Raw genomic sequence first — 25,495 nt, forward strand, 5'->3', positions numbered from 1 at the left:
CTTACTGCATCCCCTTTTCAGAGCGAGCATTGGACAGCAACAACCATAGGAAGAAGGGGCATCCCAAGATCGCCGTCAAAATTCCCACCGGAAGCTCAGCGGGAGCAATCACCGTGCGTGCCAGCACGTCAGCAACGATCACCAGCGTGGCCCCCAGCAAAATGCTTAATGGGATCAGCACGGCATGCTTTGCGCCAACCAACATGCGAGCAAGATGAGGCGCAATCAGGCCGATAAACCCGATGATGCCAGAGGACGCCACGGCACCTGCCGTGGCGATACTGGCAGCCACAATGATCAACCAACGGAACCGACGCAGCGGCAAACCCAACGACTGAGCGCTGACATCACCTAGCGAGTAAACATCCAGGGCGCGGGCTGATAGCCCGATGACCGTCATCCCAATGCCGCCGAACAGCGTGACCAACGCGGCGCTCCCCCACTGGGCACTGGCTAAGGATCCCATCAGCCAAGATAAAATCACCATCGCTCGCTGATCGAAAATAAACATCAACCCTGAGACGATCGCGCTGACCATGCTGCTGACAACAATTCCAGCAAGCAACAACGATGAAGCGGACTGAATGGAAGTCGCCGAGGCGATGGCGACGACCAACATCACGACAGCCACCGCACCCACGATCGCCATCAATGCCGTCGCACCGAGCGAAAAGAACGACAACTGCAATCCACTGACGACCACCAACGCGACGCCCAGTGAAGCGCCGCTCGAGGCCCCGATGATGTACGGTTCGGCCAATGGGTTTCGAAACAATCCTTGAAAGCCAACGCCTGAGGCAGCCAAGGAAGCACCGACCATGGCTGCAGTGATCACGCGCGGCAGTCGCAGTTCCAGAAAGATGATTCGCTGTGGATTGTCGGCCGGTAACTCGCCTTGCAGAATCGCCAACAGATCAGCAAACGTCACGGAGGTTGCACCAATCATGGTCGAAAGCGACGCGACGACAATCATCAGCAGCGCAGAGACGATGATGCAACCACGGGCGCTCACTCGTTAGCCTCCAAAGCGGCAGCCGTTTCTTCGCCAGCGGCGTCTAATTCTGGATACGCGATCAGGACGATCTCTTCCAACGCATCCAAAATGCGCGGACCACAGCGCGAAATCTGATCACCAGAGACCAAATGAATTCGCTCGTTCTTGACCGCCGTGATCACCGACCAGCCCGGACGCGCGGCAAACGAATCCAGCTCGATGGCTTCAAAGTGACTGGTCGGGGCAAGGATCAGCTGCGGATCACCTGCGATCACCGTTTCACTGCTAATCTTGGGATAACGCACTTGCGTCTCAGTCAAGATGTTTTCCAGCCCAGCCATCGACAACACATCGCCGATAAAGGAATTCGGTGCAGCAGTCATCAACGGATCGTCCCAGACTTCATAGAACACACGAATCGGCTTTTCTGGCTTGGCCTGCTGAACCAGCTTGGTCAACCGCTGGTGCTTGGCTTGCATGGTCTGAACCAGCTCATCAGCTTGCTGACGTCGATCGGTTAACGCCCCAATCAAACGGGCTTCCTGAAAAAGCTGATCCAAGGTTTCGGCACCTAGGGCACAGGCTGGAATTTTCAATCGTTCCAAGGATGCGATCATTGGCTGGTGCGAATCCCATTTACAAATCACCAAGTCTGGTTTCAAACTGAGAATGGTTTCAACGCTGGTGCTTTCGAGCGTCCCGCCGCCAACCTTCGTCCGCCTGGACGCCTGCTCTGGATAGTTACAGTTCCGCGTCACGCCCACCACTTTGTCGCCCAACCCTAGCGCAAAGAGCAGCTCTGTTTTTGCGGGCGTCAAACTCACAATTCGGACCGCTGGCTGGTCCAAACGCACCACGCGATCGAGTCGATCCCGAACTTCCAGATCGTTGATCACAACAACCTTTGGCTCTTCGGTCGCAACAGCCGCATCCTGCTGAGCGGCCGTGCTGTTTCCACTAGACGAACCGGGCGAGCCAGCCGGATCGGCTCCGCAGCCCGAAAAAACAGCCAGCAAGACAACAACTATCCAATTGCATACGCGTGATCGCTTCATGACTGAACCTTTAACGGGGCCACTTGCCTAGCGGCGTCCTCGACGCTGACACCGATTTGCTTGACGTCGATCGCCTGGCCTGCGACTAATAAATACACTCGATCACTGACGGCGGCGAGATGCTGATTGGCAAACCCCAAAAGGTCGCGAAACAGCCTGCCCAATCGATGCTCAGGCACAATCCCTGAACCGACTTCCCCCGAGACAATGACCAGGTGCAGCGAACGCTGCTGAGCGACCTGTATCAATGCATTGACTTCATCCAGAACCTGCTGCTGGCAGAGTTCCTGATCCTCCGGACAATCCGGCTGGCAAAGCACATTGCTGACCAACAGGGTTAAACAGTCCAGGAGAACCACTGGACGGAGCTGTTCCACAGCAGCCAGACGCCGGCCAACATTCAATGGCGACTCAATGGTTGTCCAGCTCGCTGGACGTGATTGCTGATGATGCTCAATGCGGTCCGACATTTCCTGATCGCCAGCATGAGCGGTGGCGACAAAGGTGACCTGTTCACCGCCCACAGCCGCGACCAAGTCCTGTGCAAAGCGACTCTTTCCGCTCCGCACGCCACCCAACACCAATGTGATCGAACCCGAACCGTCAGACATCAAAACTCCACTCCGGGCTGCGGCTTGATGCCTTTCGAATACGGATGTTTGATGACTTTCATTTCAGAAGCCAAATCAGCAACCTCAAGCAGTTGCTCATCGGCGTTACGGCCCGTGACAACGACGTGCAACATCTCGCGTTTGTCCAACAATTCATCGACGACTAAATCAACGGGAATGTATTCGTACTTGGTGGCGATATTCAATTCATCCAAGATGATCAAATCGAAACTGGGATCACGGATCAGCTCCGTCGCTTTCTGCCAGCCGCGCATGGCGGTGGCGATGTCGCGTTCACGATCCTGAGTCTTCCAAGTAAAGCCTTCACCCATCGTATGCATTTCGATAGGAAAGCCCTGCTCGCTCAACTTTTCAATCATCGCTGCCTCACCGGTGGCGATAGCACCTTTGATGAACTGCACGATGCCCACTTTCATGCCTTGTCCCAATGAGCGCATCGCCATTCCGAACGCAGCGGTCGATTTGCCTTTGCCGCTACCGGTATGAACGATGATCAATCCCTTTTCTTCGGTTGCGCTAGCCAGCTGGCGATCTTTGATTTCATTGATTCGCTCCATCCGTTGACGATGCTTTTCGTTGATGTCTTCCGGCACAATTTACTCCTTACTCGGACGATGCTTGATGAATAATGCCTTGCAAAGCATCGATATCAATCGACGCCTCAAAATGATCAGCGAGGCGATTGAGATCCTGTTGCAATTGATGTTCAGTCCCTGGGCCAGACAACGCACCTTCATCCACACCCAGCTTAACCAGCCAACGATTGCGAAAGTCATCATTGTGAAACAATCCATGCAGATAACAGCCCCAAACCTTTCCCTTTCGAGCGTGCGCACCATCCAATGGCGAACGCTCGACAGCCGAGGGGACCGACGACAGATCATCGTCGGATCGGCTCAGCCAGGGTGATCTCGTGGAGGTCTGGCCGACATGAATCTCGTAACCAGAGATCGTTAAGCCAGCGGTTCCCGGTGCGATTTCATCACCGGTCACCTGGAACGTTGTCTGCAATGTTTGTTTGCTGGCATGATAGCGTGTGCTAGCCGACAACAGGCCCAGACCAGCGGCATGCGGAACACCACTTTCCAGACGTTCTGGATTGTCGATCGACTGACCCAAGATTTGATAGCCACCACAAATGCCAACCACTTCGACACCTTCTTCGGCAAGCTGACTCAAACGGTCCGCCAAACCTTGGTCCTTCAACCACTGCAAATCGCCGAGAGTATTTTTTGTGCCTGGCAAGATCACCACCTCAGGTGACCCCAACTGATCCAGCGATCGCACATACCGCAGCGCCACACTGGGCTCGGCAACCAGTGGATCGAAATCATCGAAGTTCGCGATATGAGGCAAATGAATGACAGCCACATCAATCGCATTTTCGGCAGGTGACTGAGCAAAGCGAAGCGGATCGCTTAAAGCAACTGCATCTTCTTCTGGCAGGTTCAAACCGGCAACCCATGGCAGCACACCCAGAACGGGGACACCACCACGCTCCTGCAGAATTTCCACACCACGATCAAACAGCGACAGATCACCACGAAACTTATTGACCAGCAAACCGCGGATCAATCGTCGATCTTCCGGGGGCAAGAGCCAAAGCGTCCCCAATAGCTGTGCAAAAACCCCGCCACGCTCGATGTCGCCAACCAACAACACCGGTGCCTGACAATAGCGGGCGACGGACATGTTGACCATTTCAACATCCGCCAAATTCAGTTCTGCGGGACTACCAGCACCCTCGATGACCACCAGATCATATTGCGACCGCAATCGATCCAATGCCGCCGTCGCGACCGGCCAAAGCTTCTTTCGCTCGCGGAAGTAAGCCTGAGCTTCTAGGGGAGGCGTCGGCTTGCCGTTGACGACCACCTGCGAGCGAGTGTCGCCCTCGGGCTTCAGTAAGATGGGGTTCATGTCCGTCGTTGGCTGAACGCCCGCGGCGATCGCCTGCAACGCCTGCGATCTCCCGATCTCGCCTCCGTCAGCACAGACGGAGGCGTTGTTGGACATGTTTTGCGACTTGAATGGAGCCACACGCAGACCGCGCCTGGCAAAGCTTCGGCAAAGCGCAGTGGTGATCAGGCTTTTCCCAGCCGAGGAACTTGTCCCCATCACCATCACAACATTGCCAAGCGGTCGATCACTCAAGTTCAATGACCTCGCGACCGTCACGGCTTACCATCGCTGCCAACTGTTCGATCGGCAGGGATTCGGTCACAAACCGTGTCGACCCATCGGTCATCACGACGTAGGCTCCACCCGGGTGAAACGAATAGACTTCGTTATCATTGCTGCAATTGACTGCACAGGTCCCTGGATTGATCGCTGTGTTGCCATCCGGCTGCGCCCCATCAACCAAGAAACCTTTCAGGTGACTCGCCCAAACACCACCAGTAGGATAGGGACTGGTGATCGTCGAACCACCACTCCACGTCTTGGGAGTCGCACCGTCACCAATCCAGCGTCCGTTTTGATACAGGTACGGTCGAGAAGCACACTCAACAATCAACACCGTTTGAGACAGACCGTCCAGCACGTCCGCAAACTTTGTCCCCTTCATTGTCAACACGCCGCAGTTGTATGGATCGTACAAGCGTTGCCGCGCAGGCAGCACATCGTTCAACTGGCGACCAATGCCACCCACATTGGCGTAGTCCGTCGTTGCACCGGGAAAAAAGTCACGCGCAGACAACTGATAGTTTGTGCCGCTGCCGGGGTAATCCACAAACAGAGTCCATTCGAATCCTGGGCGTTCGGGAACCGAGGGACAAGTCAGCATCGGGACATTCGTCGAAACCGCTTCGGCGTTCTGAGGATCATGCCAGTGGAAATCCGGATCAAACGTTTTGAACAAACCATCTTGCTCGACATAAGGCAAGATCGCCGTAAACCAACTCCCGCGTTTGGTCGTCCACGCGCGTCCGGGACCGGGCTGCTGGGATTGCTTGGGCAGAACTTTGAATCCCGATTCATAGTTGTGAATCGCCAATCCAATCTGCCGCATGTTGTTACCACACGACATCCGCCGCGCGGCCTCTCGAGCGGCCTGAACGGCAGGCAAAAGCAAACCAACCAAAATACCGATGATCGCAATCACAACCAGCAATTCAACCAGTGTAAAACCTGTTCGTCGAACGCGCCCAACGGCGCCGCGCCGACTTCCAGTGGGCTCTCCAGTACAGCGAGACTGGTTTTCAAAAGAGATCTGTGAATCAAAAAACATGAGAGCAAATCCTGTGCGCATCAATCGTTCGCCGATGAATGCGTCGGAAAATCTTCTTCAGAGACATGGATCGATCAGGATTCGCGTGTCATAGAAACGACCAGCAACCGCTGGTGGTCATCGCTGAATCTCAATCGCAGCAACCGCCCTTATCCCGGAGGGCACAACGCTGCCAATTGGCAGAGTCGCCTTGTCGATGGTAGGTCTTCTGACTTGTCTTCTTTCCTCCAATCGCAGCCTTCTCGCTCACAAATGGGAGCAATGGCAATAGAAACGATCGAGGAAGCGACCTGTTAAGGACGCAGATGACTTACAGCGGCCGGACCGTCCCGGAGTTTCACCGGAGTTCCCTGTTCACGACCTGGCCACTGCCAGATCGTCACCACCAACAGGACAGAAATTAACCTTAGCTACCTGAAAGTCAACCGACCCGCGTGAAAAAGTTCCCAGCCGCGATCCAATGCAGCATCGCGCACCGGTAACCAACGCTTAAGTAGCCAACCCGCTAGGGGGCCAGCCAAGCAGGCGGCCAGACAGCTAGCCCAACCGTTAAAGATCAGCCGATCCGCGCCGAAGGAAGCCGCCTAAAGTTTAGCGGTTGTGCCGAATCCCTAGCCCGCCGGGCCATTTTCGTGAGTGCTGTAACGGATTTGCAACGTGGCTGAGTGCAGTCATTCCGATTTTAGTGAACAGAGGACTCATCCGCGGGCAGTCGGCGGCCGAAAGGCAATCGCCGGCTCAATCCCCCCAGATTCCTTGCCCCATTTCTCTGGCCTCTGTCCAACGCACGTTCCAATGATTTTGCCCCGCTTCAAGAATCGCCAGAGACGTCAACGCCGCACCTCGATCGCTACCTTGATCGCTACGTTGACGGCGCCCCTGCTGGTCGCTAGCGCCCTGTCCACTGGCAACGCTTTACCCACTGCGTTCGCCGATCAAGCCAGCCAAAGCAATCCCTTCTTCACGGCTCAATCGCCCACCACTCGCGTGGCCACAGAGAACCAACAAACGGCCAGCACGCCAGCCAATGTCCGCCGAATCGGAGCGAACACGACATCCCGGCCGAAACCAAACCTCGCGACACTGCCCGAAAATCAAAACCGCGAACCCCTCAAGCCAAAACGATTGGGGATTCAACCAGCAAGCAAGCCCGACACTCAATCCATCAGCTCAATCAATCCATTCGCAGCCAATCCTGCGGGGCGTTCAAGCGGGACACAGACGCCGACGACAAAGCGTGTGGACAGTGGGATTGCGTTTCAAACGAATCCTTTCCTGCGCGTGGTGCAAGGCACGGCAACGGCAGCGAACAACAAACATCAAGTTGCACAGCAACCCAAATTGCCGCCAACGACAACCATTCCTAATCACACTCCCGAACCACCGCTGTTCGACAAACGCTTCATTATCCAAAATCCCGTCGTGTCAACACCTGCGGTTCAAAACAACTCCGCCCAGCACTCTGACTCTATCGCTGGTCCTATCACTGCCACTGCCCCCGTTGTTGCCACTGTCCCTGAAAGTCACAACTCAGAAACGGCCAGGCCGATTGCGTCAGCGCGTGCGACGACAAAAGCCTCCCTTGCATCAGCGAACGTCACAAACCGCCCGCAACAACTGGCATCGACACGACACGCCAGCAGACCGCACGGGCCATTGCAATCAATCACCGCGCAAACCTGTGACCATCGTGCATCGGAGGCATTGATCGACGCGAGACACGAATATGCAATTGGTGCATACGCGTCGGCCGAAGCTTCCGCATGGCGTTGCCTGCAATTGCTCTGTTCCGCCATCGACCTGCATGATACTCAGCGGTCAATTGAAGCGACGGCATGGGCGGTGCAACGGCTGTCAAAGGCGCGCTCTACACTGGACGAGTCCCAGGACTTTGCCAGCCCAGGGCGTCCCATCACGCCCGAACTGGTCTCAGAGATTATCCGCAGTCACCAGAGCAAGGCTGTCATCGGCGATGCAACCGCTCGTGTCACGTCGACGCAGGCCCTGGACCTGTATTTAGAATCCGCACGCATCGACCTTGTGCCGATCGCTAGGCGGCATGTTGGCGCGGCACAGGCCATGGACCTGATCGCCTCCATTCGCCTGCAACGATCCACGCCGAACCCGATCCCCGAAGAAACAGCACTTTGCCTGCGCCGCGCAGCACTCGAAGGCCAGCCAAGCAACACCAGCCTGGCGCTGCAACTGGGCGCGCAGCTTTCTCACATGGGATTGCTAGACGAAGCCCAGGCAACCTTGACTCACGCGATGAACCTGTCGCCATCGCAGTCCATCGCCGAAGCACTCAACGACCTTCAACGGAAACGCAGTGGCAACCAGGCGGTGCGGCAAGTGGTTCAGCGTCGGACTCCGCAACGCCCCGCCACTCGCGCCCCTCAGGTCACCCAACTGACACCGGCAGAGTTTGCTGCCATTTCACCTCAGGTCAACAACACGACCAACCAGACCGCCCGATCCGTGCCTGCCCAAACGGTCGCCAATCGCCAAGCCCCATCGGCGAGCGGCAACACCGCGGCACAGACCGTCCCTTTTAAACAAGCCTCTCAGCGTCCGCTGAATCCGCCAGCCCAACTGGCTCAGCCCGCCAAGACAGGCTTCTGGAGTCAATTGTTTAAAAAGAATGCCAACGATCAACCGTAACGGTTTGATCAATCGTCGTTTGTCCTGCCCCAACCAGATGTCACGATTACGCTTTCTCAGCTCGGCCCCCAGATGTTTTTCCATCCATTCGCTCGGAACATTCGACCAGCCCTCACCATTGTGATGGTGCTTGCCAGCATGACTAGCAGCTCGCGAGTCATCGCCCAACAACCAGCACTGGCCAGCCCCGCCAGCCCCGCCAGCCCCGCCAGCCCCGCCAGCCCCGCCAGCCCCGCTGGCCCTGTCAGCCCCGCTCAATCTGAACTGCTGCCAACACCAACTGGCAGCGTGACGAGCGAATCATCCTGCGGTTGCCAGCTTCCCAATCAGACCTGCCAGCATTGCCAATCTAGTTGCAATGCTTGCCTGATGGGTGTCGATTGCCAGCTTCACTGTGGCGCCGAGGCACGTTGGGCAGACATGCGCCGGATGAATTTTTCCGGCTATGGTCCCGGCGGTTATGCAGGCCCCAGTCGTTATGCACACCTCAAAACCTATCGACTGCGCCCTGGCGACAATCTGCAAGTCATCTACTTGATCACGCGCCGCCAACAGAGCGGCAAGTACCGTCTGACGCCAGGCGATGAGATCATGATTGAATCGCTAACCGACCCCGACCTGAACCGTGGCAGCTTCGAACGTGGCCTGGAGATTCAACCCGATGGCACGATTAGCGTTCGTTTACTGGGCCAGTTGCGGGCAACCGGCCTGACCGTCAGTCAACTTCGCGAGATGCTGGAAGAGCGTTACAAGAAACACTACGACGAACCATCGATTGATGTCACCCCGGTGCGAACGAATCGACTTGCCGATGACATTCGCAACACTGTGGGCGGCCAGAGTGGCCTCAATGCACAGTTCATCGATGTGGTCGTTGCCCCGGACGGCAAGATTCGCTTGCCTGGCATTGGCGGCCTGTGCGTGCAAGGGATGTCGCTGCCAGAACTAAAGAAAGAGGTCAATCTTCGTTACCAAGAGTTGGTCGTTGGGCTGGAAACCGAACCGATTTTACGGCAGCAAGCCGCACACAACATCTACGTTCTAGGCCAAGTTGGCCAACCGGGACGTTACCAATTAGACAGCCCCACCACCGTCCTGGGCTCGATTGCACTGGCCGGCGGCCACGTCCCCGATGCCAACATGAGACAGGTCGTGATCTTCCGCCGCGCCGAAGACTGGCGCCTGATCTCGACCATGCTTGACTTGCAAGGTGCCGTGTTCGGCAAACGCCCCACCCCTGCGGACGAGATCTGGCTACGCGATGGTGATGTGGTGATCGTCCCCGAACGCCCGATCGTGCGATGGGATAACTGGATTGATCAAGTCTTTACCCGTGGCGTTTACGGGATCGTCCCGGTGATGTTTGGCGGAGACTGATGATCGACACGCGCTAACTTGCTAGCTTGTGAAGCACAACACATCACGTCAATCAGCGGCGTGACGCGCAGCAGGCCTCCGGCAACACCGAGATGCCCCCAGCGGCCTAACCATAGAGCTGCTGCAACAACCAAAACATCTCCGTCGCGATGTCATCGGACAAGCCTCGTTGCCGCTCGGCCTCCGGCAACACCGTCCAGGCATAGGTCTCGACTTCTAGGTGGCCTGTGAAGTCCACGCCGGGGACGAAACCGTTGGGATCACCACAGCATCCAATCGCTTGCAGGCAGGCTCGGACCGCATCCCGACTGGTTCCCAGCCGCCCGATCTGTTCCAGAAAGATCGGCACATGAAAGTGGATCATCCAACGTTCGACTTCGTCAAGCGTGGCAGGATCGATCCCAGCCAGCAACTCTGGCAAGTCGGTTGCCAACTTGAAATCTCCCTGGCGATCGACCTGTCCCGTTTGATGCAGGTAGCGATCTTCGGCAAAGGAACTCAACCGAGCAAGCACTTCGGGACGATCTGCAACGGCCATCGATGCCCAATCCACAGTGATAGCGCTGCTGACCTGCACCTTGCCAATTGCAATGCCCGCCTGGGCATATCGCTCAATCACGTCGCGCTGTGGTTCATTCATCACCGCGCTGTGACAAATGTCATGACAAATCGTCAAGTACCGCCGATGAGTTTGTTCTGGTAACTGCTGATAAAAAAAGTCAATCATGTCGTCTGCGGAGTCCAAGTCACAACCTGGCTCGGGTTCGATCGCGACCACAATCCGTTTGCCGGTTTGTTGTTCAATCGCATTGAGCTGAGCGGCCAGTTCACGCAGTTGCTGACCACTTTTGGCAAAACGAGCCTCTGCCGAATCAGAATCACCGGGCGCGAAGGGGTTCGCTGGCCAACCGAGTGGCAGCGTACTGATGGAACCGACGGTTTGCGTTTCGTCTGACTCTGGCAACAAGGCCGCCAGGATCGATGCCAAACGCAGCGTGTACTCGTATCGCTGCCGATCGGCCCAAGTCGGCAAGTACACGCGTTGCTTCACACTGGGCTGATGGAAATTGTCAAAGGGAAATCCATTGATCGTGAATGCCGAAAGCCGATTGGCTGCCAACAGTTCCGCAAACCCCTGCAACTGCTGAGGACTTTGCATCAGCTCTTGAGAGGCTTGATCGGGAATCCACAAGCCGACGCCCAACCGTTCTTGCGTGGGAACCTGCCGCTGCTGAGCGATTTGCTGATTCAGTTTTTCCCGCGCGGGCACGCTGTAACGCACCAAGTTGTCACCGATCGTCGCGAGTTCCACACCCGCATGAACATTCGTGCAATAACCAACTTGCAATGCAGTCGTTTCGGAATCCACAGCAGCCACCGGTTGAAGGAAAACATGTGTAAAAAGCGCCGAACAGGTTATCAAGCCTGGCGGGCATCGAACAAGACTGGCGGGCAGAAAGGCTTGCCACGAAAGTCTCAAGACACAGCTCAATTGGTCAAGCATAGCCGTTAACACGCGTTTAATGAACGGGCTTGGGCCGCTGGCTTGGTAAATGGCTCCTGGGCAAGGCTTCCTGATGGGCGCGTCGCAGTATGGACTAGCCATCGCCCCCCAAAACATGAACTCGCCAATGACATGAAGCCGCCAAGACGTCCTCCCGCCGTTGCCTGGGTCTGATCGACCAGACGCAATCCTAGCGAGCGTGCGTGCCAGGGACCAAGAAAGCCCGCAGAATCTCTGGCTCCTGAACAATCTCGCTGGCAGGGCGTTGTCGACGGGCTAGAATTGGGCACAGTTGACACTGTCTACTCCCCACCTCGTATCTGCCTCACGAATTTGATGATCGCTCGCTCCACTCGCCTTGCCTTCATGTCAGGCACACGCTCCCGGGTTCTGTTGTTCACGATCGGCTCACTGCTTTTGGGGTCACTGCTGGCGACCAACCTTGCTGCCCAGTCTCCTGAATCTGCCAATCCCAAGCACACCGATCCGTACGACGCATTCGCTCAGCTTGACCCTTGGTGGCCGACACCTGGTGAAGATCGCATCGCCTCTGGAGCCCCCGGGCCGAGCTATTGGCAACAGCGAGCGGACTACGAAATCGACATCACACTCGACGACGAAAAGCAATCACTCTCTGGCACGCTGAAACTTGACTACCACAATCGCTCGCCACACGTCCTGAATTACATCTGGGTGCAACTGGATCAAAACCGCTTTGATCCCGATTCGAACTCCTATGCAAGCGAAACGGCGGGTGGCTTTTCAGACCGCGCCTCGTTCTCATCTCTGCAGTCGATCTTTGCCAAGAAGGTCTTTGATGGCGGATTTAAAATCAGTTCCGTCACCGACGGCAAAGGCAAGAAGCTTGATTCCTTTGAATATGACACGATGATGCGAATCGACTTGCCTCGCCCACTGATGCCGGGCAAGAGCACGCGTGTCGTGCTGGAATACAGCTACAACATCGTCGATTCCAAAACGATCCGCGCCCGCAGCGGCAAAGAGTACTTCGAATCAGACGAGAACTACATTTACGAAATCGCCCAGTGGCATCCACGCGTCGCAGCGTACACGGACTACGGTGCTTGGCAGCACAAAGCCTTCCTGGGTCGCGGCGAATTCACCTTGGAGCTAGGTGATTATCAAGTTCGCATCACCCTGCCTGCCGAGATGGTCTGTTCATCAACAGGCACACTCCAAAACCCTGACGAAGTGCTGAAGCCGGAATGGAAAGAGCGACTGGCCAAAGCGACCAAGAGCAAGACTCCCCTGTTCATCGTTACGCCTGCGGAGGCCAAGAAAAACGAAGCGGTTCGCACCAAACGCACCAAAACCTGGGAATTCCACGCCAAGAACGTCCGTGACTTCGCCTTCGCTGCCAGCCGAAAATTTATCTGGGACGCAATGGGCGTTCAAGTCGGTTCTAAAACCGTCATGGCAATGTCTTACTATCCCAACGAAGCCGAACCACTGTGGAGCCAGTATTCAACGGAATCCATCGCTCACACCTTGGAAGTCTACGGACGCTATTGCTTCGAATATCCCTACGAAGTCGCCATCAGTGTCAATGGCCCCGTCTATGGCATGGAATACCCCATGATCTGTTTCAACGGCCCGCGGCCAGAGAAAGACGGAACCTATAGCAAATCGACCAAGTACGCCTTGATCTCAGTAGTGATCCACGAAGTCGGGCACAACTTTTTCCCCATGATTGTCAACAGCGACGAACGCCAGTGGACATGGATGGACGAAGGCCTTAACACATTCCTGCAATACATTGCTGAACAGGAATGGGAAGAGAACTATCCATCCCGCCGCGGAGATCCTGAAAAGATCGTGGCCTACATGAGAGGCGGCAACCAGCGGCCAATCATGACCGGCAGCGAAGAGATCCTGCAGTTCGGCAACAACGCCTACGCCAAACCAGCCACGGCATTGAACATCCTGCGTGAAACCATCCTGGGCCGCGAACGCTTTGATTTTGCCTTCCGCGAGTACTCGCGCCGCTGGATGTTCAAACGCCCCACGCCCAGTGACTTTTTCCGGACCATGGAAGACGCCTCCGGGGTTGACCTGGATTGGTTCTGGCGCGGCTGGTTCTACAGCACCAAACACGTCGACATCGCAATCGATGATGTCAAACTCTACTTGATCGACTCTGGCGATCCCGATGAACGTGCCGAACGGCAACGACTGGAAAAGGACGCCAAAGAGCCAACGATCACCGAATCTCGCAATGTGGATCTTCCACGACGCATCGACTGGCAACCCGGACTGAAAGACTATTACAACAGCCCCGAATACGACCCCAGCAAGGTCACCGAAAACGATCGCAAGTCCTTTCAACGATTCCTTGATTCGCTAGACGATGAACAGCGCGAACTACTCAAACGCACCACGAACTTTTACTTGGTCGATTTCAGCAACCAAGGTGGTCTGGTGATGCCAATCATTGTCGACGTTCACTATGACGACCAGACCCGCGAGCGAATGACCTTTCCCGCTGAAATCTGGCGTCAAAACAGCAAAAAAGCCAGCAAACTGATCGTCTCCGACAAAGAAATTGTCCGCCTGGAACTGGATCCACAACGGCAAACAGCAGACGTCGAAGCGAGCAATAATCACTGGCCCAAACGCTTGATCCCAAGCCGCTTCAAGCTGTACAAAAGCTCGCGCGGTGGCAATGAAATGCAACGCGCCAAAGCAGACAAAAAGAAAGCGGAAGACGAAAAGAAAGCTGCCGCTGCAAAACAAGCTGCTGAAGCCAAAAAAGCGGCGGAAGAAAACAAACCCGCTGACGAGCCGAAAGCTGCCAAGAAAAAAGTGACCGACGCCAAACCGGCAGTCGACAAGCAACCCGCTGCGAAGAAGCCCGCCCCGGAAAAACAACCCGCGACCGCAAAACGCAAACGCAAGCAACCCGAAGCCAAACAAGAAAAGCCGGCTCCGAAAAAAGCAAAAGGCAACGCCAAGGAGGCCGCCTAATGCTCGCCGGTGCACTGCTCTTCCTGCTGGGCAGCGTCATGCTGCACCCCGTGCATGAAACCGTTGCTGAACTGCAATGGGACCAGACCGAAAACAGCTTGCAAGTTGCCTTGCGACTGGACACCCAAGATGAACAGTGGCTGCAAAAACGCTACGGCAAAGCAGACGCCAAGTCCTGGCAGGTGGACCTACTGAGACGTCAATACGCCTTCTTGATGAAGCCTCCCAAAGAGCGGCAGGCCGGTGAAAAGCAAGCAATCGGGATGCCAATCGAATGGGTCGGCAGACAGCCCGAAGGCGCCCACGTGTGGTGGTTCTTTGAAGTCCCATGCCCCAACGGCCAACGACCGCAATGGCTTTACAGCCAACTGCTATTCGACCAGTCCAGTACCTTCCTGCACCGGATCATCGTGCTGCAAGACGCGGCAACGAAAGAGCACACAGCGTCCAGCAACCAGCCCGCAGAAGGAAAAAAGCCCGCATCAGCTTTGATTCGATCCAAGCAACGGCTGTTCAAACTGCCGTTTAAGACGCACTAGCAATCGTCGCTAAACCAAACCGTCGCCCAGCCCCAACAGGCCGGGACTGTGAGCGACGAGTCACTTTACCTTGTAGCCGATTTCTTTCAGCTTCTTTGTGACGGCAAAAACTTGGTCCCCTTGTAGCTCAACAAGGTCCGGATCGGATTTGACTGTCCCTCCGGCTCCGCAAGCCGACTGCAGCGTAGCCAGCAACGCGGGCAGATCATTAGCCTGATGCGTCAATCCCGCGATCACCGTCACCCTGCGATTGCCTTTGCGTTTTTCAAACCGCACGCGGGCGGTTTGCTTGCCGGGCGGTTTGCGCATCGCCAACCGCTCTTGCTCCTGCTGCTCCTGAGACTGTTGGTCAGCCAACGCCTGCTTCTGAGCTGCTGAACAGCCGCATTCCGATTCCACTTGACCACACAGGTCACAGGTTGGCGGGAGATCAAATTGAGTCCCAGCAAAAAGTCGCGTCATTGATTTTCCAATGGTCAGCCCACAAACAAATGCCAGCAGAACAAACTGCAGCATTTGATCATAGCTTGGTGCCATCACGGTGCGAACACCAAATCAACGGCCAGGGCACAGCATCCCAGATGCCCCACTGACCGGCCAAGCGATGTCAAAGTACACCTTGCTGCTTTAGTCCGCACTGCCGGCGCCGGTTGGTCGAACCGCTCTGGCTAACGCCAATGCAGCAGATGACACTTGCTCTCTCAGCGGAACGTCTGAAAGCGAATGTGGAACACCTACGGCGCAGGGCAGGCTGATGTTTCTTCGTAGAACAGAATCTGGCAAACAAGCCATGGTTACCCGCGAGATCCGATTGGGCGGATTGTAATCACACCGAAATTTCCGAACGCCGAAGGTGTTCTACAAATGGCCCTGGTAGGCCCATGAGAACGTCACCAAACGCAAAGCTTTTCGCCGGCAAGGCCTCTCTAGGATTGCCACTATTTGCCGGGCTGCCAAGGCTCAGGGCCATCGGGTTTGGCGGACAAGAATTTCGCATCCACTTGCTGATACCACTGATGCAAATCATCACGCATTTCCTTGACGCGTTCGGGATGCTGATCGGCAACATCATTGGCTTCCCCAATGTCCTTGGATAAATCGTACAGGTGAACACGACCGTCTTCGTAGCGTTCAACCAGTTTCCAGTCCCCCGACCGGATCGCACCGCCTGGGAATCCGCCTTGATTGCTGTAGTGCGGGTAGTGCCAGTAGATCGCATCACGTGACACCTTGGTTTGGCCCTTTAATGCGCCAACCAAACTCACACCATCCAAGTGCTGCTTGGGTTGCTTGGGAAGCCCCGCCAATTCAAGCAAGGTCGGATAGAAGTCCGTGCTAACGACAGGGACACTGGACGTGCCAACCGTTCCTTCAAGCATGGGAGCGCGAACGATAAAGGCCTCGCGAATCCCGCCTTCGTAGACCCAGCCTTTACCGCCTCGCAGAGGCAGATTACTGGTGGGCGATCCTTCGCTGGTGGACAGACCGCCATTGTCACCGATTAAGCAGACAATCGTATTGTCGGCCAGTCCGTTATCTTCCAGCGATTTCAGCACGATCCCCACCGCACGGTCCATGGATTCAACCATCGCAGCATACGTTGTGTGAGCTTGCAGGATCCTGACTTTGCGAGGCTTGCCGCCGGGGAATACCTGCTCTTCATCAGCAAAGGCAACCTGCTTGTCCAAGCCCAAACGCTTGGCCTTGTCGTTGTACTTCTGCACCAATTCTTTGGGCGCCATCAACGGAGTATGAACACTGTAAAAAGCGAGATAGGCAAAGAACGGCTGATCCTTGTGATCACGAATGAAGTTCGCTGTGTCAGTGCCCAAACGAATCGGCAAGTGTTCGCCGTCCGGACCATCAACCAAACGCGGATTTCCGTACGGAGAAAAGTAACGCTTGCCACCGTATGGCCCCCCACGGTCATGACCGCCAAAATTAAAATCAAATCCCTGTTTGGCTGGCCAGAATTCTGGCGTGGGGCCTAAGTGCCATTTGCCAGCGAACATCGTCGTGTAGCCATGCTGCTTGAAGGCCTCCGCCATCGTCACTTCTTCCAACGGCATATGATTGATCAACGGTGCCGGAAGAAAACGACCTGCACGGCGACCGGTAAAGAAGTTGGTCGCATCAACTCGACTGGGATGACGACCGGTCAAAATACTGTAGCGAGTTGGCGAGCAGACCGGGTTTGCCGCATAGCCATCGGTGAAACGCGTCCCTGTTTCAGCCAGCCGATCAATGTTCGGCGTTTCATAAAAGGTGTCGGGATTATTAGCACCAATGTCCATGTACCCCAAGTCATCAACCAGAATGAACACAACGTTCGGACTGGCCGCATGAAGCCATTGACCGACGCTGATGACAACCAACAAACACATCGCTGCGCGAAGCAACGCTGACTGAAAAAGACTTCGCATGATGAACTTCGTGACTCGTTAAACGCGGTGAACTCAATAGAAACTCAGGGCTGCAACACTTGCCTGGACCCGGTGCAGTTTAACTGAAGCCTTCCCGCGATGCGGCAACAACTCGTCGAGCAACACTTCGTTTTGCATCAGAGCAAGCGAGTCACGCGCTGTCTAAGCACTCCTGAAAGCCATTCCCAGATGGCGTGTTAACGCCGCGAAGGTGTTTGCTGCACGCCAGCGATGAACTCAATCATGCGTTTGCTTTGTAACGAAAATTTGGATTCTATCGATTGGTCTCATTCCGCACACAGAACGGCGTGAAAACTACATCTGCAAAGGCAAATTAGACAACCTCTACAGGGCTAATCCAAAGCACATCGAACGCCCCATGTGACAGATTGCAGACACTTGAGAAGAATAAATCAAAAAAGTCAAATTAGAGTGAATTGACTTCGGTTATTCTGCATCTAACCTGGGAGCCATAGGTCATGAATTCACTTTAGGCCAATCATCGCGATCAATTTTCGGCGACGATGAACGTCACCGCTTCGATTCTACTGGGTGTAGTGATTCTATCGATTACGAATCACACGGGCGCACGTGGCACCCGAACTCAGCCAGCCTTGCATCATTCGCATGCAACTTCCGTAGTCCAGCCAACCTATGTCCCGTCCCCGTATTATCCTCGCTCTGATCGCCCTGCTATTGCTGCCGGCAATAGCGGAGCATTCACCCACAGGCGCGGGAGTGATCGAGTTATGCAATCTACGCGGGGTAGCACGTCTTCAAAAATCTCGCCCCTGTCGTGCCGGTTTCCTGCACACCTGGGGTTGTAAGGGGCCAAGGCATTGCGGACACGCCAACGGCTGCGACTGGTGCCCTGGCTGCGGCGAGTGCGACTGCACGTGTCACTGCAACCCTTGCTGCGAAATGTTTACCGACGCGTGCGCGGAACCGGCAGTGAGTTGCTGTGCGAGTCCATGCGACGCGGTCGTCAGCTCTGGCACTCCCTCGCTCGGTGGAGGCGGCGGCGGATCCGTGGGCGGCTTCTTCAGCCCCGGAATTTTGCTGGCAGCCATTCCACCGCTGTTCATCCCCGAGAGTGGTCCTCCAAGCTTTGGTCCTCCCGGAGGAAACCCGCCGGTAGACCCACCGGAAGACCCACCGGGCACCACGGGATCACCACTGGTTCCTGAACCAGCCTCTGTCACGCTGTGGTTCGCAGGTGCTTCGACATTGCTACTACGGCGACGCAAACGCCGCCGCAGGTAGCGAAGATCCGCCGATCACCATCTGCTCGGCGTCCTGACCCTGGATGATCAGATACCTCTGATCGGCGGGCAGCGAACCGAGACGCTGCTGACTGCCATCCGGCCAGGTGACTTCAACTTGAGCGGCTTCTGCTTGGCTACCGATGCCAAAGTTCAGCACCGGCTCGTTGCGACAAAGGTATCCGTCGCCGCCAAAGATCCACTGTGACCAAGTGCGACCACCAGCGGTCACCGTGACCTTTGCGCCGATAGCATCGCGTTCGGCGCCGGTGCCAATCAGCTCGAGTTGCAACCAATGATTCTGACTGTCGGTTTCATTAAGGATGATGGCCGTGGGTCGATCGAGATGTGAAATCAACAGATCAGATCGCCCGTCCCGGTTGAAGTCCAATCGAGACATCGATCGCCCCAATGTTTTCTGCTGCCAGTAGCCCGATGGATCCTCGACGTCCGTTAATGCAAACCGCTTGCCGAGATTGACGAAGAACTGCGGCGGCTGATGAAAGGGTGCATCGGGCGTCCGTTCAATGCTGCCGTTGGTCACAGCTAAATCGGGAAAGCCATCGTTGTTGTAATCAATCGCCTGACAGCCAAACCCCAGCACTTGATAGCTGTCTTGATAAAGATCGAAAGCAACGGACTGCTCAACGAAACTTGCTTGCCGGTTCAGGAACAGACTGACTGACTCTTCAAAGAAGTTGGTGATATGAATATCAGGCGTTCCCGATGAATCAAAGTCTGCCACGGCGATGCCCATAGACGCGGTCGCACTTCCTCCGTGGCCGTACGCGCATCCAGTCACAGCGGCGATGTCACTCCATTGCCTGCTTTCCGGATCACGCACCCACAAATGATTCGGCCGAATGTCATTTCCAACGAACACATCCAATCCATCTTGGTTGTCCCAGTTGGCAATGACCACACCAAGACCCGTGCTAGCGGCCGCCGGATCATCGGTGACTTCGGATGCGGTGAAACTGCCATCGCCGTGATTCACAATCAGCTTATCGATCGCTGGGGTGAACGAAGCGGGTGAGATCACTTCAATGTTTCCTTGCGCGTCGATCGGAGGACGTTTGACCATGGTGGGATCTTCCACATAGTAAGCCGCATAAAGATCGGGTAACCCGTTGCCAGATAAGTCTCCCATCGCCAGCGAACTGATCAATTCACCATCCGCTTTGGGTGCTTTCAGCCTGACTTGCCTAAACGTCCCGTCACCGTTATTAAGCATCAGAAAGATGTCGCCCAAGTTTGCGACGACCAGATCGTCGAAACCGTCCTGATTCCAATCGCCTGACGTCAGACCGATGCTGTAACCGAATTGCTCCGTCGCTGATGAGGCGGTGTGATCCTGGAACTGGCCTTCAACATTTCGAAACAACAGGTTGCTCCGCTGGCTGACGAAATTGGGAGCATCACTGCCACCTTGATTCAGGTACAGGTCAGGCCAACCATCAAGGTCATAATCCAGGACCGCAGTCCCGCCACCGATGGCCTGGTAAAGCGTGAATCGATCCACCTGAGGTTGCGATGCAATCCAAAACGTGTGCTCCAGCCCAACCTCGGAGGCAACATTGCGAAACCGTACGGGCGGAAGCGAATCGGCATCGACCGTCATTGACTGCCGTCCGCTGTTGAGTGAATCAGCCTGTGGGTCATCGACCGGAGGGCGAACCAGTTCACTCAAATCGGGCATCGGAAACTCATCGCGTTTCAAGCCACACAACTTGGTGAGTTCATCGCCAAAGGCATCTGCTGACTGTGCTAAGCGACTTCGCTGCTGGCTCAACTGCTCGATAGCAGACTGCCCATCGGTCGCATAATGCGCTTGCACCAACCGCCAAGTGACAGCTTCAAGATCGCGACCAAGCTTCTCCAACCCATCAGCCATGGTCGTGAAAACACTCGCATTTGGACTCGCTTGCTGGCCGATGGAGTTGACTGCCAAAACCACATCGCGCTGCGCTGTGTATTGATCCAAACAACGCTCCGCGTCATCTTCACGGCCAAGCGCTCGCAATGATTGATTCAGTCGCCTGAGCGATCCTGTATCGGTGGGATCGCGAACCAACGCCTCACAGAGCACACGAACCGCTGGTTCGAACTTTGCCTGATTCACTAGGTGAGCTCCGATCGCTGCCCAGTATTCAGCGTACTGCTGTGAGGATTCATCCGTTTTGGCAAACCATCGCTCGAACTCGTCTTGATTCTGGGATTCGATGGCTAGCAAACCGTAAAACGCTTTGATCGATAGCGGCGTTTCGGGCTGACTGGCCTGCTCCTTGAGCACCTCCATCGCCTCTCGGTACTTGGTTTCGGTGTACAAGATGCGTGCCTTTGCAGATGGCCCGATCGGCAGATAACGCTGACGAGCCCCCGGCTGCGAGGCGTCGTCGTAAATCGCGCTGCCGACCATCAACAAGGCATGCAGTTCATCCTGCCGAACATCTCCGATGCGACAGAGCGCCTGGATCTGAGCGACTGCCTCGTGACGCCTGCCTTGACGATTGTAGAGCAGCGCTAGCTGACGGATGGCAGGCACAAAGGTCGGCACTCGCTGAAGCACCTTCAAATAGTTGCGTTCCGCTTTGTCGTATTGCTCCAATTGCAGATACCAATCGGCGGCCTGGCCCAAGGCAGGTAAGCCCGCTTGGGGGTCTTCTTCTGAGATGGACTCCAAAAACTTGACCGCCATCTCCAGCCGATTCGTTGCCTGATAGGCATTGGCCAGGCGGAACAAGGCCTCTGCATCTTCGGGATCAGCCAGCAAGAGGGGCTGCAACAGACCAATCGCCTTTTGATGCTGTCCAAGGTCAGCCGCTTCACCGGCCGCTGCGAGCACGGCGCCTCGATCCGCTGGCTGATTGATCGCTGGCTGATTGATCATCGCCTGATCAGATCCGCTCTCCGAGGGCCCCGAACTGGAAGGCTTGGCCCCTGCGATGGCATCGGTAGCCAGGGAAGGCGAATCGCCAGCGGCACCAGTGCCTTGCGAAGCGTCGGTTTGCTCGGGCCGGCCAGTTGGCTGCTGATCGCCGCTGCAACCGGACAAGACCACACTGCCAACCATCAGCATTAGCGCGGCAATTCGCCGAAGTCGCTGATCAAATTCGATCCACTTAGTCACTGTCGGCGTTCCTCTTTTCCAATCAGATCATCAAGGCAAACTCAATGATACACCTACGCACAATCGGTGCGTGTCGGATCGCGCAATAAAAAAGCGAGCACGGGCTTTTGACCATGCTCGCTTCATTAAGTTAACAGGAAAACGGTCACCAGTGCCCCAGCGGGATCACTGACGTCGACCAGACGCTTAGTTACGCCCGATGCCTAGACCGCCACCTTCTTTGTTGACCGATGCGGTCTCGCCACCGCTCTTGGTTCCCAAAGCACCCCACAAACCGTAGGGGCTTGGACGGCCAGCGCCAGCCTGCCAGTCGCCACCCGCGTTGGAACGACCGTAAGGAACGTGGTTCTTGTCGCCAGCTTCGATCGAGTCAGTGATGAAGGCAACACCACCGTCACCCATGACAACGTGAGCTCCACCGTTGTGGAAACTAGACAAGCAGTAGGCACCACTTCGTCCATGCCAACGTTGGATGTTGTAAGTGTTGGGCGGCAAAATCGTCTGGAAGGTTGAATATTCCGGACGACCATCGGGCCAACGACGACCACGTTGGTGATTGCTGGAACTTTCAATACAAATTGGTCCGCCACAATTCGCAATCGTTGGCGCAATGAAGGCCGGACGATCTGGATCCAAAGCCTGCTCGCCTTGACTTGGCGGGTTGTCCCAGACAGCATTGTCGAATTTCAACATGGCTCCAGAAGCACGACGGACACTGTCACCGACGATGTTTTCACCGGCCATGATGGTGTAAGCCGTTCCGTCAAGAACGTCACCAAAACGGGTGAAGTGACGTGCGCGGAACATCCCACGAGCCCAACGCGAGGTCGATTCGGCACCCCAGTCACCGCCCACTGCGTTACCATTGTCATCGACGCCACCGTGAGCTTGCTCGAAGATTGCATCCCCAGCGCAGACGGTGTAGTTGGTGAAACCAACCTGAATCGAAGACGACCTTGTGGGGTCACTCGGGCAACGATAGGCGGGAACTTCGGTCAACCAAGGCTGGTAATTCGTATCCCAAGGACGTGGCCCCATTGCAGCAAACACTGGGCTTGTAATGTTGTCGTTACGATCACGATTGAAAGGGTTACGAACTTTCTCCCACAACGGCTGCTGCTCCATGTAGGGAAGCAAGCCAACCGACCAGGCCAGATAGTGCTGGTTGTTGCGACGGCCATTTCCATCGATTTCGTTCAACCGGTCAGTCCCACCGGCGTTCATTGGCAAGTTCTTGAACGCCGTGTGATAGTTGTGAAACGCAATCCCGATTTGCTTCATGTTGTTACCACAAGCCATTCGACGGGCGGCTTCACGAGCAGCTTGGACGGCGGGCAATAACAGGCCAACTAGAATTCCAATGATCGCGATCACGACCAATAACTCCACCAGCGTGAAACCGCTGCGTGGGCGAGAAGATTGTTGCATCTTGAATAACTCCGGATACGAGAAATGAAACCCAACAAGGTGTGTTGACAGTGGTACCCAGCAAGCAAAAGCCACACCCTATGCAACAGAATAAAGGTGGTATGACCGCTAATAGATGAGTGGCGCTAGATAAGCATTCACGTGCGCGACGAATTTGCATTCGTCACATGTCAACGTGTTGGATTCGTAGTATCCGCAGTGATGAACAGTGCGTCAAGGAAATATTAATGCACGGGTATCGCCTGGCTAACCTGGGCAAAACAGGAGACCTCAGCAGACCACCCTTTAAGAACAAACGCACAGTCCTCCAGAACTAACCAGGACTGTGGGAAGCCGCAATGCAATGCGGCAAGCACGCTCAATGGTGCTTAATTTTGCATAAACAACGTTTAAAAGCCTAGTATCAGCCTCATTTAGCGAAGAAGGTTCAGACGGGAAAAGTTTTTTGAGAAAAACTGCAAGACCATGAGGCTGACCGAAGGTTCTGGCGCCTCAATCAGCCTGTCGCGAACCTCTCACTCCATACATACAGCCATTCTGCCTCAAACAAAGACAGACTAAAAGCAGGAATCCAGCGGCCGCCCTGCCAGAGCGACCGCTGAAAACGCCGAGCGGAAATGCCGGCCTAGCAACGAAGCCAGAACCGGCGGAACAATTTCTGATTGTCGGTCGCAAACGACCGACGCGGCACCTCTGGATCAGCACTCCAAACGGAGCGTTGACCCTGCGAGCAAACGCCTAGTTACGTCCGATCCCTAGACCGCCACCTTCTTTGTTGACCGATGCGGTTTCGCCACCACTCTCGGTTCCCAAAGCACCCCATAAACCGTAAGGGCTTGGACGGCCAGCACCTTCCTGCCAGTCGCCACCATTGTTGGCACGACCGTAAGGAACGTGGTTCTGGTCACCGGCTTCGATCGAGTCAGTGATGAAGGCAACACCACCGTCACCCATGACAACGTGAGCTCCACCGTTGTGGAAACTAGACAAGCAGTAGGCACCACTTCGTCCGTGCCAACGTTGGATGTTGTAAGAGTTGGGCGGCAAAATCGTCTGGAAGGTTGAGTATTCCGGACGACCATCGGGCCAACGACGACCACGACTGTGTGTCGTTGGTCGCTCAATACAAGGACGACCTGAGTCACAGAACTGGATCGCTGGCGAAATGAATGACGGACGATCCGGATCCAAAGTCTGAAGACCTTGACTTGGCGGGTTGTCCCAGACCGCATTGTCGAACTTCAACATCGATCCAGAAGCACGTCGAACGTTGTCATTGACGATGCTTTCACCGCCCATGATGGTGTAGGCGGTTCCGTCGAGCACGTCACCGAAACGGGTGAAGTGACGTGCACGGAACATCCCACGAGCCCAGCGCTCTGTGGATTCCGCGCCCCAGGTACCGCCAGCAGGGATACCGTTGTCTTGTTTACCACCGTGAGCTTGCTCGAAAATCGCATCTCCAGCACAAACCGTGTAGTTGATGAAACCAACTTGAATCGAAGACGACTTCGTTGGATCACTCGGACAACGGTACGCTGGAACCTCGGTCAGCCAAGGCTGGTAGTTCGTGTCCCAAGGACGTGGTCCCATCGCCGCGAACACAGGGTTAGTGATATTGTTGTTACGGTCACGATTGAAGGGGTTGCGAATCTTCTCCCACAAGGGCTGTTGCTCCATGTAGGGAAGCAAGCCAACCGACCAACTCAGCCAGTGAGAGTTGTTGCGGCGACCATTTCCATCGATTTCGGCCAAACGGTCAGTCCCGCCAGCGTTCATTGGCAAGTTTTTGAACGCCGTGTGGTAGTTGTGAAACGCAATCCCGATTTGCTTCATGTTGTTGCCGCAAGCCATCCGACGGGCGGCTTCACGAGCAGCTTGTACCGCTGGCAATAATAAGCCAACAAGAATTCCGATGATCGCAATGACCACCAATAACTCCACCAGCGTAAAACCGCTGCGTGGGCGCGAAGAATGTTGCATCTTGAATAACTCCAGATACGAGAAAAGAAAGCCAACAATGATTGTTGATTTGTGCTGCCCCAGCCGGCGAAACTCACACCGTTTAATGCAGAATGAAGGTGGGTGCGAACGCCAAAACCGAGAACCACGCCAGAAAAGGAAAGTAAGGGCGTGTAAATAACCAATCGGCACTTCATCAACATGTCGGGGGGTGAGTGTCGGGAATTTCTCGCAAGATGTCAAGAAAATTCTCCCTCGCCGAGTCTTCGCCCTTTTTCCGCAAGTGGTGGACCACAGAAGATGACCCTCCACAG

At 55.4% G+C, this 25,495-nt stretch carries 17 protein-coding genes and 1 riboswitch; of the genes, 4 read left to right on the forward strand and 13 right to left on the reverse strand.

The annotated features are described in order from the left end of the window. Position 1: 1 nt before the first annotated feature. Genes SV7mr_RS21755 through SV7mr_RS21780 form a run of 6 tightly spaced genes read right to left on the reverse strand, consistent with a single transcriptional unit; the run spans position 2 to position 5,910 of the window. Positions 2–1,012 carry a FecCD family ABC transporter permease gene (locus tag SV7mr_RS21755; RefSeq protein WP_145276658.1) on the reverse strand — a complete coding sequence of 337 codons (1,011 nt, stop codon included), beginning with the start codon at positions 1,010–1,012 and terminating at the stop codon, positions 2–4. Further along, positions 1,009–2,049: an ABC transporter substrate-binding protein gene (locus SV7mr_RS21760; protein WP_145276660.1), complete on the reverse strand. Its 1,041-nt coding sequence runs from the start codon at positions 2,047–2,049 to the stop codon at positions 1,009–1,011. The genes SV7mr_RS21755 and SV7mr_RS21760 overlap by 4 nt, the downstream gene beginning before the upstream one ends. Then, a complete protein-coding gene (gene cobU, locus SV7mr_RS21765) occupies positions 2,046–2,660 on the reverse strand; it encodes a bifunctional adenosylcobinamide kinase/adenosylcobinamide-phosphate guanylyltransferase (protein WP_145276662.1) in 615 nt (204 codons plus the stop codon). Before cobU ends, SV7mr_RS21760 begins: the two co-directional genes overlap by 4 nt. Continuing rightward, the gene (gene cobO, locus SV7mr_RS21770) at positions 2,660–3,274 is read right to left on the reverse strand and encodes a cob(I)yrinic acid a,c-diamide adenosyltransferase (RefSeq protein WP_473163659.1); all 615 of its coding nucleotides are present in this window, start codon (positions 3,272–3,274) and stop codon (positions 2,660–2,662) included. The genes cobU and cobO overlap by 1 nt, the downstream gene beginning before the upstream one ends. Positions 3,275–3,284: 10 nt before the next feature. Beyond that, a complete protein-coding gene (locus SV7mr_RS21775) occupies positions 3,285–4,805 on the reverse strand; it encodes a cobyric acid synthase (protein ID WP_145278837.1) in 1,521 nt (506 codons plus the stop codon). Between the two features lie 22 nt (positions 4,806–4,827). Then, complete coding sequence (locus tag SV7mr_RS21780; RefSeq protein WP_419187738.1) at positions 4,828–5,910, reverse strand: DUF1559 domain-containing protein; 1,083 nt, start codon at positions 5,908–5,910, stop codon at positions 4,828–4,830. Between the two features lie 181 nt (positions 5,911–6,091). Then, a riboswitch (cobalamin riboswitch) is annotated at positions 6,092–6,312 on the reverse strand. A 393-nt stretch (positions 6,313–6,705) separates the two neighbouring features. On the opposite strand from SV7mr_RS21780, the gene SV7mr_RS21785 reads away from it, so the two are divergent. Next, positions 6,706–8,571 carry a hypothetical protein gene (locus SV7mr_RS21785; RefSeq protein WP_145276668.1) on the forward strand — a complete coding sequence of 622 codons (1,866 nt, stop codon included), beginning with the start codon at positions 6,706–6,708 and terminating at the stop codon, positions 8,569–8,571. A gap of 138 nt (positions 8,572–8,709) precedes the next feature. Further along, entirely contained in the window at positions 8,710–9,948 is a 1,239-nt protein-coding gene (locus SV7mr_RS21790) for a polysaccharide biosynthesis/export family protein (protein ID WP_145276670.1), read from the forward strand. Between the two features lie 106 nt (positions 9,949–10,054). Here the strand turns inward: SV7mr_RS21790 and eboE are convergent, their stop codons facing one another. After that, positions 10,055–11,317: a metabolite traffic protein EboE gene (gene eboE, locus SV7mr_RS21795; protein ID WP_419187739.1), complete on the reverse strand. Its 1,263-nt coding sequence runs from the start codon at positions 11,315–11,317 to the stop codon at positions 10,055–10,057. A gap of 471 nt (positions 11,318–11,788) precedes the next feature. On the opposite strand from eboE, the gene SV7mr_RS21800 reads away from it, so the two are divergent. Further along, positions 11,789–14,437 carry a M1 family aminopeptidase gene (locus SV7mr_RS21800; protein ID WP_419187740.1) on the forward strand — a complete coding sequence of 883 codons (2,649 nt, stop codon included), beginning with the start codon at positions 11,789–11,791 and terminating at the stop codon, positions 14,435–14,437. After that, on the forward strand, positions 14,437–14,976 hold the full coding sequence (locus SV7mr_RS21805; RefSeq protein ID WP_145276672.1) for a DUF6702 family protein: 540 nt from the start codon (positions 14,437–14,439) through the stop codon (positions 14,974–14,976). The genes SV7mr_RS21800 and SV7mr_RS21805 overlap by 1 nt, the downstream gene beginning before the upstream one ends. Before the next feature lie 60 nt (positions 14,977–15,036). On the opposite strand, the gene SV7mr_RS21810 is transcribed toward SV7mr_RS21805, so the two are convergent. From SV7mr_RS21810 to SV7mr_RS21835, 6 genes are all read right to left on the reverse strand, one after another. Beyond that, the gene (locus SV7mr_RS21810) at positions 15,037–15,438 is read right to left on the reverse strand and encodes a translation initiation factor (RefSeq protein ID WP_145276674.1); all 402 of its coding nucleotides are present in this window, start codon (positions 15,436–15,438) and stop codon (positions 15,037–15,039) included. Positions 15,439–15,914: 476 nt separating this feature from the next. After that, a complete protein-coding gene (locus tag SV7mr_RS21815; RefSeq protein WP_145276677.1) occupies positions 15,915–17,399 on the reverse strand; it encodes a sulfatase in 1,485 nt (494 codons plus the stop codon). Between the two features lie 899 nt (positions 17,400–18,298). Continuing rightward, positions 18,299–18,469 (reverse strand): hypothetical protein, encoded by a 171-nt coding sequence (locus SV7mr_RS25685; RefSeq protein ID WP_419187741.1) that lies wholly within the window; start codon positions 18,467–18,469, stop codon positions 18,299–18,301. 163 nt (positions 18,470–18,632) lie between these two features. Further along, the gene (locus SV7mr_RS21825; RefSeq protein WP_145276682.1) at positions 18,633–21,791 is read right to left on the reverse strand and encodes a CRTAC1 family protein; all 3,159 of its coding nucleotides are present in this window, start codon (positions 21,789–21,791) and stop codon (positions 18,633–18,635) included. 186 nt (positions 21,792–21,977) lie between these two features. Further along, a complete protein-coding gene (locus tag SV7mr_RS21830) occupies positions 21,978–23,219 on the reverse strand; it encodes a DUF1559 domain-containing protein (protein ID WP_145276684.1) in 1,242 nt (413 codons plus the stop codon). A 738-nt stretch (positions 23,220–23,957) separates the two neighbouring features. After that, positions 23,958–25,202 carry a DUF1559 domain-containing protein gene (locus SV7mr_RS21835; RefSeq protein WP_145276686.1) on the reverse strand — a complete coding sequence of 415 codons (1,245 nt, stop codon included), beginning with the start codon at positions 25,200–25,202 and terminating at the stop codon, positions 23,958–23,960. Between the last annotated feature and the right edge of the window lie 293 nt (positions 25,203–25,495).

Source organism: Stieleria bergensis (genome assembly GCA_007745635.1).
GTDB classification, from domain to species: domain Bacteria; phylum Planctomycetota; class Planctomycetia; order Pirellulales; family Pirellulaceae; genus Stieleria; species Stieleria bergensis.